The sequence below is a fragment of the Nocardioides bruguierae genome (assembly GCF_023656415.1).
In the GTDB taxonomy this organism is placed as follows: Bacteria; Actinomycetota; Actinomycetes; order Propionibacteriales; family Nocardioidaceae; genus Nocardioides; species Nocardioides bruguierae.
The window spans coordinates 1-15,673 of the sequence record NZ_JAMOIL010000021.1; the positions used below are offsets into that span (position 1 = coordinate 1).

Consider the following 15,673-nt stretch of genomic DNA (forward strand, 5'->3'; position numbering starts at 1 on the left):
CTGGGGGGGCGGGCGGGGGCCTGTGGTCCCCCCCGCGCCCCCCCCGGGGCCCGGCCCGGGGCCCGCCCCTCGACGGTGTCGCAGGAGGGACTCAGCCCTCGTCCTCGCCCAGGATGGAGCGCAGGCGCTTCGGCTGGTGCGACTCCTCCGCGTACGGGGTGTCGCCCTGGCCCTTGAGGGCCTCGAGCTGCTGGGTGAAGTAGCTCTTGAGGCGGGAGCGGTACTCGCGCTCGAAGGAGCGCAGGTTCTCCACCTCGCCGGAGAGCCGGTCCCGCTCGCGCTCGAGCTCGCCGAACATCTGCTGGCGGCGCTCAGCGGTCTCGGAGTCCAGCATGGAGGCGCGGGTGCGGGCGTCCTGCTCGAGGCGGTCCGCGGTGCTGCGGGCCTCGGTCTCGAGGCGCTCGGCCCGGGTGCGGGCGCTGCCGACGATCTCGTCGGCCTCGTTCTTCGCGTGCTCGACCATCTGCTCGGCGTTGGTCGTGGCGATCTCCAGCAGGCGGGCCGCGGCGTTGGACGCCTGGGGCACCGTCTCGACCCGGATGGTCTCCATGCCACCCACCGGCACGGCCGCGGGTGCGGGCGCGGCGGCGACCGGCGCGGGGGCCGGCTCCGGCTCGGGCTCCGGCTCGGGCTCCGGGGTCGGCTCCGGCTCGGCCACCGGCTCGGGGGCCGGCGGGGTGTAGGCCTGCGTGGCGGGGCCCGCGGCCTGCGCCTCGCTCAGCTGCGTACGCAGGTCGTTGTTCTCGCGGGTGAGGCGAGCGAGCTCGGCCTCCACCTCGTCGAGGAACTGGTCGACCTCGCCCATGTCGTAGCCCTCGCGGAGCCGGACAGGAGTAAAGCGCTTGTTGCTCACGTCCTCGGGCGTCAGCGGCATGACCTCACCCATTCAATGCTCGTGGTGCCGTGCCCCTGAGCAGCGTCGGAGGCACCTGTCGAGGAGACAATAGCGCCCTCGGTGGGGCACGTGTGACAGCCGGGGCACCCAACACGTCCAGATCCCCTCCGGATCGTGTCCGGAAGGACTCCGACACGGCTCCCCCAGCCGACTGGGAGGCACCTGTGAGACACCCGCCACCCGGGCAGGACCCGGGCGTGGCTCAGGTGTCGGGCCGACTCGCATGCCGGCTCAGGTGCGGGCGCGACTCAGAGGAAGGGGCGGATCAGCAGCGCCTGGTTGAGGGCGCGCAGGACGTACACGGCCACCAGGACGAGGATGAAGCTCATGTCCAGGGCGATGGAGCCCAGGCGCAGCGGCGGGATGAACCGGCGCAGGAACATGATCGGCGGGTCGGTGACCGAGTAGACGACCTCGAGGATCACCAGGACGACACCGGTGGGGCTCCAGGAACGGGCGAAGACCTGCACCCAGTCCACGATGAACCGGACGAGCATCAGGAACAGGAAGATGCCCAGCAGCCAGTCGATGATGGTGCCGATGATCAACACGGCCTCGTCCTCCTCGTTCTCGACGGGCCGTGCACGCGGCCCGGCACCCGTCAGGGCGTCGGTACTGCCGCCAGTCTAGGTGGACGGCCCCAGCCGGGGCCGCCCGGGTGCTGCCCCGGACGCCGCCGGGGACACTGCCCCGGGCGACGGCCCGGGGCCGGATTCAGCTCTGGTTGAAGAAGCCGTTCTCCGCCATGCGCTCCTTCTCCTCGGCCGTCACGGTGACGTTGGCCGGGGAGAGCAGGAACACCTTGTTGGTGACGCGCTCGATGGTGCCGCGGGTGGCGAAGACCAGGCCGGCGGCGAAGTCGACGAGCCGCTTGGCGTCGGCGTCGTCCATCTCGGTGAGGTTCATGATCACCGGGGTGCCCTCACGGAAGTTCTCGCCGACCGTGCGGGCCTCGTTGTAGGTGCTGGGGTGCAGCGTGATGATGCGGGACAGCTCGGACACCACTCCGGTCGGGCCGGTCGCCGGACGGCGACGCTCGGCGAGGTCGGCCACGGGCGCGGGACGCGGACCGCGGGCGGGCTGGGACTCGTGCTGGGCGTACGCCTGGGGCGCACGCGTCTCCTGCGTGTCGTCGGCCTCGTACTCGTCGTCGTACCGGCCGGTGTCCTCGACGAGACCGAGGTACTCACCGATCCTGCGCATCGCGCCGCTCATGACTTCGTCCTCCGATGATGTGTGCCTCGCTCTCGCGACGCACGGGTCCTTGGTTGAAACTAGTGGGTGGAAGGCCGCGATCCGAGGATTGCGGAGCCGACGCGCACGTGTGTCGCGCCGGCGGCGACGGCCTGCTCGAGGTCGCCGCTCATCCCTGCCGAGCACGTGGTCGCGCCCGGGTGGTCGGCCAGGAAGCCGGCGCGGATGCCGGCCAGCCGGTCGAAGGCGGTCGCCGGGTCCTCCCCCAGCGGCGCCACGGCCATGAGGCCTGCGAGCACCAGGTGCTCGCAGGCGGTCACGGCGTCGGCGAGGGCGGGCAGGTCCTCCGGCTCCACGCCGGCGCGGTCCGCGCCCACCTCCGCCCCGTCGGTGCGGCCCGAGTCGAGGCCGACCTGGAGGAGCACCTCGAGGGCGACCCCTCGCTCACCGGCGGCACGGTCCAGCCTGGCGAGCAGCTTGGCCCGGTCGACCGACTCCACGACGTCGGCGTACGCCGCCACCTGGCCGGCCTTGTTGGACTGGAGCCCGCCGATGTAGTGCCAGCGCAGCCCCAGGTCCTCGCAGTCCGCCTTCTTGTCCCGGGCCTCGGGGTGGCGGTTCTCCCCCACGTCCGTGACGCCCAGGCCCGCCAGGAGCCGGACGTCGGAGGCCGGGAAGAACTTGGTGACCACGACGAGCGAGACGCTGCCGGGCTCGCGCCCCGCGGCCCGCTCGGCGTCGGCGACCCGTGCCCGCACCCGGTCCAGGTTGGCGGCCAGCTCGGCCTCGCGGGCGCTCACGCGGCCCCCTGCTCGGCAGGCACCAGACGGACGAGGCCCGCCAGCCGCCCCGCGCCGGCACCGTCGCGCCGGTGGCTGTAGAGGTCGGCGCTGGTGCGGGTGCAGGTGGCGGCCTCGCGCAGCACGGTGACGCCGCAGCGCTCCAGCTGGGCCGCGACCCCGGCGCCGAGGTCGAGCGACGGGGTGCCCCACGAGGTGGTCGCGCGGGTCGCCGGCTCGGTCGCCACGACGTCGTCCTGCATGTCCTGCGGGACCTCGTAGCAGCCGCCGCACACGTGCGGGCCGATCCAGGCCGTGACGTCGACGGCGCCGAGGGCGCGCATCCGCTCCACGGTGGCCACGACGACCTGCCGCTCCACGCCCGCCCGCCCGGCGTGGGCGGCACCGACCACGCCGGCGGCGGGGTCGGCCAGCACCACGGGGACGCAGTCGGCGGCGCGCACCATCAGGACGAGGTCGGGGCTGGTGGCCACGATCCCGTCGGCCTCGGGCCGGGCACGGTCCGGGTCCGGCTCGGCCACGTCCACCTCGCACCCGTGCACCTGCACGAGGTCCGCCAGCTGCGCGCCGGGCGCGAGCGCGGCGAGCAGGCGCCGGTGGTTCTCCGCGACGGCCGACGGGTCGTCGGCCGAGGCGATCGCCAGGTTGAGTTCGTCGAACGGCGGCGCGCTGACGCCGCCCCACCGGTCGGTGAAGGCGACGTCGACGCCGGGTCCGCCGTCCGGCGGGCTCAGGCGGGTGCGGAAGTGGAACACGGGCTCACTTGAGGAAGTCGGGGACGTCGAGGTCGTCGTCGTCGAACTGGACCGGCTGGGGCGCGGGCCGCGGCGTGGTCGCGCGGGTCGCCTGGGTCGGCTCGGCGGACGGCCGGGCCTCGACCTGCGGACGCGCGGCCGGCCGCTCCACGGCCTCCGCCTCGCGGCGGGCAGCCTGCGCGGCGGCGACGGCGGCGCGCGTCTCCTCCTGCGTCTGCGGCTTGGTCTCCTTGCGCAGCACCGTGCCCTCGTCCCGACGCTTCGGCATGCCGCCGTCGAAGCCGGCGGCGATGACGGTCACGCGGACCTCGTCACCCAGGGCGTCGTCGATGGTGGCGCCGAAGATGATGTTGGCGTCGGGGTGCACCGCGTCGGCCACGAGCGCGGCGGCCTCGTTGATCTCGAACAGGCCGAGGTCGGAGCCGCCGGCGATCGAGAGCAGCACGCCGTGCGCGCCCTCGATGGACGCCTCGAGCAGCGGGCTCGACACGGCCATCTCCGAGGCGGCGACCGCGCGGTCGTCGCCGCGGGCCGAGCCGATGCCCATGAGGGCGGAGCCGGCGTTGGCCATCACGGACTTCACGTCGGCGAAGTCGAGGTTGATCAGGCCCGGGGTGGTGATCAGGTCGGTGATGCCGGAGACACCCTGGAGGAGCACCTGGTCGGCCTGCTTGAACGCGTCGAGCACCGAGACGTTGCGGTCGCTGATCGAGAGCAGCCGGTCGTTCGGGATGACGATGAGGGTGTCGACCTCCTCGCGGAGGCGCTCGATGCCCTCCTCCGCGGAGCCGGCGCGGCGGCGGCCCTCGAAGGCGAACGGACGGGTGACGACGCCGATGGTCAGCGCGCCGAGCGAGCGGGCGATGCGGGCCACGACGGGCGCGCCGCCGGTGCCGGTGCCGCCGCCCTCGCCGGCGGTCACGAAGACCATGTCGGCGCCCTTGAGCACCTCCTCGATCTCGTCCGCGTGGTCGTCGGCGGCGTTGGCCCCGACCTCGGGGTTGGCGCCGGCGCCGAGGCCGCGGGTGAGCTCGCGCCCGATGTCGAGCTTCACGTCGGCGTCGCTCATGAGCAGCGCCTGCGCGTCGGTGTTGATGGCGATGAACTCGACGCCCTTGAGGCCGACCTCGATCATCCGGTTGACGGCGTTGACGCCGCCGCCGCCGATGCCCACGACCTTGATGATCGCCAGGTAGTTCTGTGCTGCTGCCACGATGGCTGCCTCTCGCTGGTCGTGGTCCGGCGGTGCCTGCCGGACTCGGGTGCTGTGCTGTGCGGACTTGCTGTGCTGCTGGGTGGTGCTGGGTGCTGCCGGGTGCGCGTGCTGCGCGACGTGTGCCGAGTCGGTCGCCGGGACTCTCAACCCTGACCCTCAGCCTGAGGGTTATAGTTATGTCAACCTCGTCGTGGGCACGACAGTAGGCACCGCGGCGCCACGGATCGTGGAGCCACGCCCGGCGAGTCGGGCGTCATTTCCGACGCGGGCTCAGTCGCTGGTGGTCGGGGTGCCGGGCACCGAGACGTCGTAGACCGACGCGTCCTGCTCCAGCAGCACCGCCAGCACCTCGGCCTTGGTGGCCGAGTCCGACGACGAGCCCCACACGACCGTGCGGCCCCGGGTCATCGCGAGCACGACCTCGTCGGCCGAGCGGACCTCCACGTAGCGGACCTGCTCGGCCAGGTCGTCGGGCAGCGAGACCACCACGCCGGCGGCCTCGCGCAGCGCGGTGGCGGTGACGGTGCCCGAGGTGCGCACCGCCGGCAGCGGGTCGGTGACGCCGGCCGGGGCCGGGAACACCACGCCGTCGCCGTCCAGGGCCCGCACGGCGGAGCCGATGGTCACCGCGGCGACCGGCTCGCGCTCGGTGACGCTGACCAGGAGGGTGTGCGGCCAGCGCCGCACCACGTCGGCGGAGGCGACGGCGGCCAGGGCCTCGACCCGGCGCTCGACCGCGTCGGTGTCGACCGAGACCAGCGCTCCCCCGGTGCCGACGCCGGCGGCCTGCTCCACGTGCGAGGCGCTGAGCAGGTCGGTGCCCTCGACCTCGACGTCGTCGACGGCCAGCCAGGAGGAGAACCACAGGGCGTACACGCCGAGGACCACGAGCCCGAGCGCGAGCACGGCCAGCGCCACGAGGCGCCACACGCCGAGCCGACGGGCGAGCCGACGGCGGCGGAACAGCCGCTGCTCGCGGTCGGCCGCGGCCGGCCGCGACGGTGGGCGGGCCTGCGCCACCTCAGCCCTCCCCGGCCCCGGCACGGCCGGGGTCCAGGATCTCGAGCACCTGGGGGCCGACACCGGTGATGGTGCCCGCCCCGAGGGTCAGGACGACGTCGCCCGGCCGAGCACGCCGCACCAGCTCGGCCGCCACGTCCGCCAGGTCCGGCACGAGGGCGACCCGGTGCGGGGCCAGCGGCACCGCCTCGGCCACCAGCGCGCCGGTGACCTCGGGGTCCGGGTCCTCGCGGGCCACGTAGACGTCGGTGACGACGACCTGGTCGGCGGCGCCGAGCGCGCGGCCCATGGCGGTGCCGAAGATCCGGGTGCGGCTGACCAGGTGCGGCTGGTAGGCCACGACCACGTTGCCCTCGCCCGCCAGCGAGCGGGCTGCCTCGAGGTCGCCCGCGATCTCGGTGGGCTGGTGGGCGTAGGAGTCGTAGACGGCGATGCCGGCGGCCTCGCCCTTGCGCTCCATCCGTCGGCCGGTGCCGGTGAAGGACTCCAGCCCCGCGGCCAGTGCCGCGAACGGCAGGCCGAGCCGGAGCCCGGCGCCCAGGGCGCCCAGGGCGTCGAGCACGTAGTGGCGGCCGGGGATGCGCAGGGTGACCCGCCCCAGCTCCTCGCCGTCGAGCACGGCGGTGAAGGAGGAGGTCGAGCCCACGAGCGCCACGTCGACGGCGCGCAGGTCGGCGTCCTCGCCGGTGCCGAAGCCGGTGACGGCGAGGCCCCGCTCGCGGGCCACGTCCGCGAGGGCGGCCGCTCCGGGGTCGTCGGTGCAGGTCAGCAGCAGGCCCTCGGGGTGGAGGCGGCCGACGAACTCGGCGAAGGCGGCGCGGTAGGCCTCCTCCGTGCCCCAGGTGTCGAGGTGGTCGGCCTCGACGTTGGTGACGACGGCGGCCCAGGGCGAGTAGACGAGGAACGCCCCGTCGGACTCGTCGGCCTCGGCGACGAACAGGTCCGAGGCGCCGGCGTCGGCGTTGCGACCGGTGGCCGTGAGCACCCCGCCCACCGCGTAGGTGGGGTCGGCGTCGGCGGCCAGCAGGGCGGAGGTGAGCAGCGAGGTGGTCGTGGTCTTGCCGTGCGTGCCGGCCACGGCCAGGACGCGCCGGTCGGCCATCACGGCGGCGAGGCCGGCCGAGCGCGGCAGCAGCCGCAGCCCGCGGGCCCGCGCCTCGGCCACCTCGGGGTTGTCCTCGCGGGCGGCGGTGGTGACGACCACCGAGTCGCCGGGGCCGAGGTCGCCGAGGTGGGCGGCGTCGTAGCCGAGGTTGCAGGTGACGCCCAGCTCGCGCAGCGCAGGCAGGAAGGCGGTGTCGTTGTCGTCGGAGCCGGTGACGGACACGCCCTGCTGGGCCATGATGCGGGCGATCGCGGAGAGCCCGGCGCCACCGATGCCGACGAAGTGGACGCGGCCCAGCTCGGCGGCCGGGAGGATCTGCTCGGGGACGGGGAGCCTCATGCCGCGCTCCCCCCGGCCGCACCGGCGGCCAGCACCAGGCGGGCCAGCTGCTCGTCGGCGTCACGCGGGATGAGGCCGGCGGCGGCCCGGCTCATGGCCTCGAGCCGTGCGGGGTCGGTGAGCAGCGGCACGACGTGCTCGCGCACCCAGCTGCTGGTCAGGTCGGCGTCGTCGACGAGCAGCGCGCCGCCGGCGTCCACCACGGCGGTGGCGTTGAGCCGCTGCTCGCCGTTGCCGATCGGCAGGGGGACGAACACCGCGGGCAGGCCCACGGCGGCGGCCTCGGTGACGGTGTTGGCCCCGGAGCGGCAGACGGTGAGGTCGGCCGCGGCGAGCGCGAGGTCCATGCGGTCGCAGTAGTCGAGCACCACGTAGGGGGTGTCGGTGGGCGCCGGGTCGGCGCCACCGTGCTTGCCCTGGACGTGCAGCACCTGGACGCCGGCGGCCGACAGCGCCTGCGCGGCGCCGGAGACGGACCGGTTGAGGCTCGCGGCGCCCTGGGACCCGCCGGTGACCAGCAGGGTCGGCCGGTCGAGGTCGAGGCCGAAGAAGGTGCGTGCCTCTGCGCGGACCGCGGCGCGGTCCAGCGTGGAGATCATCCGCCGGATCGGCAGCCCCGTGTACGTGCCGTCCAGCGGGGTGTCGGGGAAGCTCGTGGCCACGGTGCCGGCGAACCGGGCGCCGATCTTGTTGGCGATGCCCGGGATCGTGTTGCCCTCGTGCACCACCAGCGGCAGGCCGCGGCGACGGGCCACGAGGTAGGCCGGCACGCACACGTAGCCGCCGTAGCCGACCACCACGTCGGGGCGCACCCGGTCGAAGACCTGCGCGGTGGCGCGCACGGCGCCGAGCAGCCGCGACGGCACGCGCGCGAGGTCGGCGTTGACCCTCCGCGGCAGCGGCACCGGCGGCACCAGCTCCAAGGGGTACCCGGCGGCGGGGACGACGGTGGTCTCCAGCCCCCGGGGCGTGCCGAGGCAGGTGATCTCGACGGACGGCTCGAGCCGCCGCAGGGCGTCCGCGGTGGCAAGCAGGGGCGAGGTGTGGCCGGCGGAGCCGCCGCCGGCGAGGAGGATGCGCATCGGGTCAGAACCTAGACGACGGGCGGGTCAGGCGCGGGCGCCAGGGTGGGGGCCAGGGTGGGGGCCGGTCTCCGGCACGGGCGTGCCCTTGCGGGCCGCCTTCCGCGCCGCCAGCGCCGCGGCGGCCGCGGGCTCCCGGCGGGCGAAGCCGACGACGAGCCCGAGCGCCGCCAGGGAGGGCACCAGCGAGGAGCCCCCGTAGGAGATCAGCGGCAGCGGGATGCCGATGACGGGCAGCAGCGCCAGCACCATGCCGATGTTGATGACGGTCTGGCCCAGCAGCCACACGACGATGCCGAAGGTGGCGTAGCGGATGAACGGGTCCACGGCGGTGGCGGCCACGCGCAGGGCGGCCCAGGCGATGACGACGAAGAGGCCGACGACCAGGAGGGTGCCGATCAGCCCCAGCTCCTCGCCGAGCACCGCGAAGATGAAGTCGGTGTGCGCCTCGGGCAGGTCGCCCCACTTCTGGATGGAGTGGCCGATCCCCTCCCCCAGGACGTTGCCGGAGGCCAGCGCGTACAGGCCGTGCGCCGGCTGCCAGCCGGTGTCGTGGAAGTCCTGGAACGGGTCCACGAAGTTCAGCAGCCGCGCCATCCGCTCGGTGTCGACGGTGGCCAGGTAGAGCGCCCCGGCGGCGACCACGGACAGGGCGATGCCGAAGTAGCGGAACGGGGCACCGACCACCCACAGCAGGCCCAGCAGGATCGCGAAGAACACCAGCGCCGTGCCGAGGTCGCGGCCCAGGATGACGAGCAGGGTCGCCAGGGCGGCGCCGGGCACGACCGGCACGAACAGGTGGTGGAGGCTGTCGAGCCGCCGCTCCTTGTGGGCGTAGACGGTGGCAGCCCACAGGATGAGCGCCAGCTTCGTCAGCTCGGCGGGCTGGATGCGGATGGGGCCGACCGGCAGCCAGTTGCGATTGCCGTTGACGGTGACGCCCAGGAAGATCGTCGCGACCAGCAGCAGGCAGCCGAGCGCGAACGCGAGGGGGGCCACGCGCTTGTAGAAGCCGATCGGGAGCCGGCTGGCCACCCAGGCCAGGGGCAGGGCGATGGCCAGCCACATGATCTGGCGCTTGACCACGGCGTAGGAGTCGCCGCCGTTGTACTTGTAGGAGTACACGCTCGAGGCGCTGGCGACCATGATCACGCCGATCACCAGCAGCAGGGCGGCGGCGCCGAGCAGCAGGTAGTACGGCGTCAGCGGCCTGGCGAGGGCGTCGGCGACGGTCTCGCGGACCGAGCGCAGCAGGCCGGTCCGCTCGCCCCGGGGTGCCGGCACGAGCCGGGTGTCGTCGGCGGTGCTGCTCACCGGCGCCTCCTCACGGCTGGGGTCGGGGCCGGGCCCCGACGGAGTGTGCACGGACGTACCCATGCGTCACACCAGTCTCAGGCGTCACCTCGCCGAACCCGCGGAGGCGGTGCCGGTGTGTCGGTGCCGGCGTGTCGGTGCCGGTGTGTCGGCGCCGGCCTTCCTCGGCGCCCGCACGGCAGGGCTCAGGACGAGGCGGAGAGCCCGTCGCGCACCGCGGCCTGCGTGGCCCCGGCGGCCCGGGCGAGGGCGGCGGCCGCCAGGGCCTGCCGCACGTGTGCCGGCTCGGCGTCCGGCAGGTCGCCCACCGCGCAGAGCTCGGCGGCGCTGGTGGAGCGCTCCTCGATGAAGGCGCGGTCGACCAGCAGGTCCTCGACCAGGCCCAGCATCGAGACCCCCGGCATGCCGAGGGTGATCCCGACGGCCCGGGCGCCCTCGACGACCTCGGCCTCGCGCACGAGGTCCTCGGTCGAGGCGTCCTCGACGTCGTAGACGCACGCCACCCGGGTGTGGGTGTAGGCGCGGCCCAGGTCGGCCGCCAGCGCGGCGGGGACGTCCTCGGCCAGGCCGGCGTAGAACTCCTCGTGCTCGGCCGCCGTGTCGAGCACGACCGCCGCGAGCGGGCTCATCGACGTCGTGCCGCGCAGCTGCAGCGCGGTGAGCGCCACCGGGAGCACGTCCCACGGCTCGGGGTCCATCACGGCCTCGACCAGCGGCAGCCCGCCGTCGCCCGCGGCGACCGTGCGGACGCCGCCGGCCAGCAGGATCGTCTCGGTCAGCCGGGCCGTGCGCGCCCGCCCGCTCCCCGCGACCACCAGCCAGGGGGTGTCGTGCTCGGGGTGCCGCAGCCGCCACGCGAGCTCGACCTCGCCCCACACCGGCACGGCGCGCGCGTGCGCCTGCACGACCAGCGGCGCGTCGGTACGCCAGTCGGGCGAGACCACGAGCAGGTCGACCTCGTCCGGCAGCACCGCCGTCGTCCCCGCGCCGAGGGCGATGCTCGCGCCGAGGACGCCGAGGAGCTCGGCCCGCTCGGCCACCTCCGCGGAGGCCTCGCCGAACTCCTCGGCCGTGCGCTCGTCGACGGCGGTGACGGTGGCACCCAGGTGCAGGAGGTTGTCGGCGGCCGCGAAGCCGGCCGGGCCGAACCCGGCGACGACCACGCGGACGCCGGCCCAGGAGTCCAGCCGGCCCAGCGTCAGCGGGTCGGGGCTCACGTGCCCGCCACCCACTCGGCGTAGAAGATGCCGGTGCCGGCCGCGACGCAGATGCCGGTGATGATCCAGAAGCGGATGACCACGGTGATCTCGTCCCACACCATCTCGAAGTGGTGGTGGATCGGGGCGATGCGGAACAGGCGCTTGCCGGTGCCTGTGACGCGCCGGGTGACCTTGAACCAGCTGACCTGGAGCATCACCGAGACCGTCTCGAGCACGAAGACGCCGCCCAGGATGATGAGCAACAGCTCGGTGCGGGTCAGGACCGCCAGGCCCGCCACCGCGGCGCCGAGCGCCAGCGAGCCGGTGTCGCCCATGAAGATCTGCGCCGGTGCGGCGTTCCACCACAGGAAGCCGAAGCAGGCGCCGGTGATGGCGGAGGCCAGGACCGCCAGGTCCAGCGGGTCCCGCACCTCGTAGCACTGGCCGTAGTCGATGCTCGACTGGCCGCACCACTGGTTGTTCTGCCAGATGTTCACGATCGTGTAGGCGCCGAAGACCATCACCGACGCACCGGTGGCCAGGCCGTCCGCGCCGTCGGTGAGGTTCACGGCGTTGGAGCCGCCGATGACCATCACGAGGATGAAGACGGCGACGACGGCGGCCGGGAGCGTCAGCCAGGACAGGTCGCGGATGAAGGAGATGGCCGCCGAGGCCGGGCGGACGCCGCGGTCGTCCTCGAGCCACGGGCTCAGCGCGAGCCCGGCGAAGACGAGGCCGACGATGGTCTGCCCGACGATCTTGGCCTTGCTGCGCAGGCCGAGGTTGCGCTGCTTGTAGATCTTGATGAAGTCGTCGAGGAAGCCGACGAGGCCGGTGCCGACGAAGAGGAACAGCAGCAGCATCGCCGAGGCCGTGGGCATCGAGCCGGTGATCAGCTTGGCCAGCAGGTAGGCGAGGACCGCGGCGGCGATGATCGCCACGCCGCCCATCGTGGGCGTGCCGCGCTTGGTGTGGTGGCTGGTGGGGCCGTCCTCACGGATCTCCTGCCCGTAGCCGAGCCGGGTGAAGTAGCGGATCGCGTACCGCGTGCCCAGCAGGGACAGCAGCAGCGAGAGCCCACCGGCCAGCAGGATGGCGCGCATCGAGGCCTCTCTCTTTCGTCCTTCGTGGTTCTCCCGGCCCCGAGGGGCCGCTGGCATTCTGGCCCACCCGGGCCGAGGGACCTACTCCTGCGACCCGCGTGACGACGCTCACGGGTGCCGGCCGCGGCTCAGCCTGCGGCGATCTCCTCCAGCAGCTCGGCGGCGACGACGCGGTCGTCGAACGGGTGCACCACGTCGCCGATCATCTGGCCCGTCTCGTGGCCCTTGCCGGCCACGAGCACGATGTCGCCCGGGCGTGCCATCCGCAGCGCGGTGGCGATCGCCTCGCGGCGGTCGCCGACCTCGAGCACCTCGGCCCGGGTCTGCGCCGGCACCTGCTCGGCACCGGCGAGGACGGCCGCGCGGATGGTCGCGGGGTCCTCGGAGCGGGGGTTGTCGTCGGTGACGACCAGGACGTCGGCGAGCCGGGCGGCGATCTCGCCCATCACCGGCCGCTTCCCGGTGTCCCGGTCTCCCCCGGCCCCCAGCACGACGAGCACGCGGCCGGTGGCCAGCGGGCGCAGCGCCGCGACGGCGGCCTCGACGGCGTCGGGCTTGTGGGCGTAGTCGACGACCACCTCGAAGCCGGGCGCACCGGGCACGCTCTCGAGGCGCCCGGGGACGCCGGCCAGCCCGGCGATGCCCGCGGCGACGGCCGCGGCGTCGAGGCCCGCCTCGGCGGCCACGGCCACGGCGGCCAGGAGGTTGGAGACGTTGTACGCGCCGGCCAGCGGCACGCCTGCGGCGAACGGCTCGCCCGTGGGCGGGTGCACGACCACGTCGGAGCGGCTCGGCGCGGTCCGCACGTCGGAGACGCGCCAGTCGCCGCGCGGCCCGTCCACGAATTCGGCCGGGTCGGCCGGGTCCGTCGGGTCGACCGCGCCGGTGCTGAAGGTGACCACCGGCAGCGTGGTCTCGGCAGCGAGCCGGCGTCCGTGCTCGTCGTCGGCGTTGACCACGGCGCGGCGGGCGCGCTCGGGGGTGAACAGCGAGGCCTTGGCTTGGAAGTAGTCCTCGACGCTCGGGTGGAAGTCGAGGTGGTCGCGGCCGAGGTTGAGGAAACCGGCGACGTCGAAGACGACGCCGTCGACGCGGCCGAGGACCAGGGCGTGGCTGGAGACCTCCATCGCGCACACCTGCACGCCCTGCTCGACCATGACGGCGAAGAGGCCGTGCAGGTCGGGCGCCTCGGGCGTGGTGAGCGCGGTGGCGACGTCGATCCCGGCGATCCGGGTGCCGACGGTGCCGACCACGGCGGTGACCAGGCCGGCGGCGGCCATGCCGCCCTCGAGCAGCCGGGTGGTGGTGGTCTTGCCCTGGGTCCCGGTCACGCCGATCATCCGCAGCCGTCGGGCGGGCTCGCCGTAGACGTACGCGCTGGCGCGCCCCAGCAGGGCCCGCGGGGAGGCGACGACGAGGGTGGGCACCTCCTGGCCCGCCGAGGCCAGGCGCTCGGCGCCGTCGGTGTCGGTGAGCACGGCGACGGCGCCGGCCTCCAGCGCCTGCGCGGCGAAGTCGGCGCCGTGGGCGCGGGCGCCCGGCAGGGCGGCGTAGAGGTCCCCGGGGCGCACGCGCGAGGTCGCGAGGGTGATGCCGGTGAGCACCGGGCCCTCGTCTTGCCCTGTGCCCGCACCACGGAGGTGGGCGGAAGGGTCGAGGTCGGTCAGGTGCTGGGCGAGGCTCGCCAGCGGGGAGCGCGGCGGGTCGAGCGGGCGGGGGTCCAGGGTGCGGGTCTCGTCAGTCACGGCCGGGCCACCCTACGAGACGTCACGAGTCGTCCCCGGTGCCCCACTCGACCGGGAGGTCGGAGGCCTTCGTGCCGGTCGGCGCGACGGCGTAGCGACGCAGGGCGTAGCCCATGATCTTGCTGAAGGCCGGGCCGGCCACCGAGCCGCCTCCGCCGCCGTTGGTCGGGCCCTGGACGACCACGTACACGGTGAAGCGCGGGTCGTCCGCGGGGGCGAAGCCGGCGAAGGAGACGGTGAAGGAGCCGTCGTAGCAGCCGCAGTCGGAGTTGGCCCGCTGGGCGGTGCCCGTCTTGCCCGCCACGCGGTAGCCCGCGACCTGGGCGCCGGGCGCGACGCCGGCGTCCGGGTCGACGACGCGCTCCATCATCCGGGCGGTCTGGGAGGCGGCCGAGGCGGAGATGACCCGGTGGGTGGTCGTGGTGCCGGTGCCGACGGTGTCGCCGGCGTCCGTCGTGGCGCTGCCCGAGACGAGGCTGGGGCTCACGTACACGCCGCCGTTGGCCACGGTGTTGACGGCGGCCGCCATCTGCAGGGCGTTGACCGACACGCCCTGGCCGAAGGCGACGCGGTCCTGGGTGACCGACGTCCACTGCGCGAGGGACGGCAGGATGCCGGCGGACTCGCCGCTCACGCCCACGCCGGTGACGGCGCCGAGACCGAACTGCTTGAGGTAGCGGCGCAGCTGGCCGTTGCCGAACTTGTCGGCGGTCAGCACGGTGCCGATGTTGGAGGACTTGGCCAGCACGCCGGCGAGCGTGAGCTGGAGGTCGCCGTGCTCCCACCAGTCGTGGATGGTCGTGCCCAGGCGCGAGAGGCTGCCGGGCACGGTCAGCTTGGTGCGCGGGGTCACGAGCCCGGCGTCGACCGCGGCGGAGAGGGTCAGCACCTTCTCCACGGAGCCCGGCTCGTAGACGTCGGAGAGCGACCGGGTGCCCAGGTCGTCGGAGTCCGCGTCGGTCGGGTCGCTCGCGTCGTAGGTCGGGTAGTCGGCCAGCGAGAGCACCTCACCGGTGCGGGTGTCCATCACCACCGCCACGCCGGACTCGCCGCCCGAGCCCTCCACGGTCTGGCGCAGCACGCGCTGGGTGTACCACTGCAGCTCGCGGTCGAGGGTGGTGGTGAGGTCCTGGCCGTCCACGGCGTCGATGGTGGTGGACTCCCCCAGCGGCGTGCGGGTGCCGCCGGCCGAGGAGTAGGTGGTGGTGCCGTCGGTGCCCGAGAGCAGCCCGTTGAACGCCAGCTCGAAGCCGGCCAGGGGCGTGGTGACGCCCTCGCTGTCCGGGGTGCCGAGGAAGCCCACCAGGTTGGCCGCCACGTCGCCGGCCGGGTACTCCCGGATCGGGTCGCGCTGAGTGGAGAGCCCCGAGAAGCCCTTGTCGGCGGCCGCGGCCACCACGGCGGTCGCCTGGGCAGCCGGCACCTCGCGGGCCACGTACTGGAAGCGGGTGTCGGTGCGCCGCAGGCGCGAGAGCACCGTGAAGTAGTCGACGTCGAGGCGGCGCGCGAGGAAGCGGGCGAGGGCCGGGGCCCGGTCCGCCTCGTTGCCCTCGTCGTCGGTGTTCACCAGCAGCGGGTCGGCGATGATCATCTTGCCGTCGGCCGACTCCGCGAGCAGCTCGCCGTTGCGGTCGAGGATGTCGCCGCGCTGGGCCGGCAGCGTCACGGTCTGCAGGCCCTCGTCCGCCGCCATCGCCGCCAGGTCACCGGGGTCGATCGCCTGGAGCTGGACCAGGCGCGCGGCGAACACCGAGAGCACCATGGCGATGACCACGAACCCCCAGCGCAGCCGGACGACCGGGCTGGCGCGACGCAGACGGGGCACGGGACTCCTCGAACGGGGTGCAGTCATCGGTGGTGCTGATGAACGGTGGTGGTGCGGGTGGTGCTGGTGGTCCTTGATAGC

The 15,673-nt window shown here is 74.3% G+C and carries 14 protein-coding genes; all 14 read right to left on the reverse strand.

Translation table 11 applies throughout. From position 1 onward, the window contains the following. Positions 1-91: 91 nt before the first annotated feature. The 14 genes from M8330_RS15045 to M8330_RS15110 all read right to left on the reverse strand — a co-directional run bounded on the left by M8330_RS15045 (position 92) and on the right by M8330_RS15110 (position 15,592). Positions 92-886 (reverse strand): DivIVA domain-containing protein, encoded by a 795-nt coding sequence (locus tag M8330_RS15045; protein WP_250827994.1) that lies wholly within the window; start codon positions 884-886, stop codon positions 92-94. Positions 887-1,143: 257 nt separating this feature from the next. Continuing rightward, positions 1,144-1,446 carry a YggT family protein gene (locus M8330_RS15050; RefSeq protein WP_250056345.1) on the reverse strand — a complete coding sequence of 101 codons (303 nt, stop codon included), beginning with the start codon at positions 1,444-1,446 and terminating at the stop codon, positions 1,144-1,146. A 163-nt stretch (positions 1,447-1,609) separates the two neighbouring features. Next, on the reverse strand, positions 1,610-2,110 hold the full coding sequence (locus M8330_RS15055; RefSeq protein ID WP_250056347.1) for a cell division protein SepF: 501 nt from the start codon (positions 2,108-2,110) through the stop codon (positions 1,610-1,612). Positions 2,111-2,169: 59 nt separating this feature from the next. Continuing rightward, the gene (locus M8330_RS15060) at positions 2,170-2,889 is read right to left on the reverse strand and encodes a YggS family pyridoxal phosphate-dependent enzyme (protein WP_250827995.1); all 720 of its coding nucleotides are present in this window, start codon (positions 2,887-2,889) and stop codon (positions 2,170-2,172) included. Further along, on the reverse strand, positions 2,886-3,644 hold the full coding sequence (gene pgeF, locus M8330_RS15065; RefSeq protein WP_250827996.1) for a peptidoglycan editing factor PgeF: 759 nt from the start codon (positions 3,642-3,644) through the stop codon (positions 2,886-2,888). The genes M8330_RS15060 and pgeF overlap by 4 nt, the downstream gene beginning before the upstream one ends. A gap of 4 nt (positions 3,645-3,648) precedes the next feature. Next, positions 3,649-4,860, reverse strand: coding sequence for a cell division protein FtsZ (gene ftsZ, locus M8330_RS15070; RefSeq protein ID WP_250828039.1), 1,212 nt, complete (start codon positions 4,858-4,860; stop codon positions 3,649-3,651). Between the two features lie 270 nt (positions 4,861-5,130). Beyond that, positions 5,131-5,880 (reverse strand): cell division protein FtsQ/DivIB, encoded by a 750-nt coding sequence (locus tag M8330_RS15075; RefSeq protein WP_250056353.1) that lies wholly within the window; start codon positions 5,878-5,880, stop codon positions 5,131-5,133. 1 nt (position 5,881) lies between these two features. Then, the gene (murC, locus tag M8330_RS15080) at positions 5,882-7,324 is read right to left on the reverse strand and encodes a UDP-N-acetylmuramate--L-alanine ligase (protein WP_250827997.1); all 1,443 of its coding nucleotides are present in this window, start codon (positions 7,322-7,324) and stop codon (positions 5,882-5,884) included. Beyond that, positions 7,321-8,406: an undecaprenyldiphospho-muramoylpentapeptide beta-N-acetylglucosaminyltransferase gene (murG, locus tag M8330_RS15085; RefSeq protein ID WP_250827998.1), complete on the reverse strand. Its 1,086-nt coding sequence runs from the start codon at positions 8,404-8,406 to the stop codon at positions 7,321-7,323. Before murG ends, murC begins: the two co-directional genes overlap by 4 nt. Positions 8,407-8,433: 27 nt before the next feature. Continuing rightward, complete coding sequence (ftsW, locus tag M8330_RS15090; RefSeq protein ID WP_250827999.1) at positions 8,434-9,720, reverse strand: putative lipid II flippase FtsW; 1,287 nt, start codon at positions 9,718-9,720, stop codon at positions 8,434-8,436. Positions 9,721-9,905: 185 nt separating this feature from the next. Next, positions 9,906-10,937 carry a Mur ligase family protein gene (locus M8330_RS15095; RefSeq protein ID WP_250828000.1) on the reverse strand — a complete coding sequence of 344 codons (1,032 nt, stop codon included), beginning with the start codon at positions 10,935-10,937 and terminating at the stop codon, positions 9,906-9,908. Beyond that, positions 10,934-12,022, reverse strand: coding sequence for a phospho-N-acetylmuramoyl-pentapeptide-transferase (gene mraY / locus M8330_RS15100; protein ID WP_250056363.1), 1,089 nt, complete (start codon positions 12,020-12,022; stop codon positions 10,934-10,936). Before mraY ends, M8330_RS15095 begins: the two co-directional genes overlap by 4 nt. Before the next feature lie 128 nt (positions 12,023-12,150). Beyond that, entirely contained in the window at positions 12,151-13,767 is a 1,617-nt protein-coding gene (locus tag M8330_RS15105) for a UDP-N-acetylmuramoyl-L-alanyl-D-glutamate--2,6-diaminopimelate ligase (RefSeq protein WP_250828001.1), read from the reverse strand. A 22-nt stretch (positions 13,768-13,789) separates the two neighbouring features. Then, complete coding sequence (locus tag M8330_RS15110; RefSeq protein ID WP_250828002.1) at positions 13,790-15,592, reverse strand: peptidoglycan D,D-transpeptidase FtsI family protein; 1,803 nt, start codon at positions 15,590-15,592, stop codon at positions 13,790-13,792. Positions 15,593-15,673: the final 81 nt, after the last annotated feature.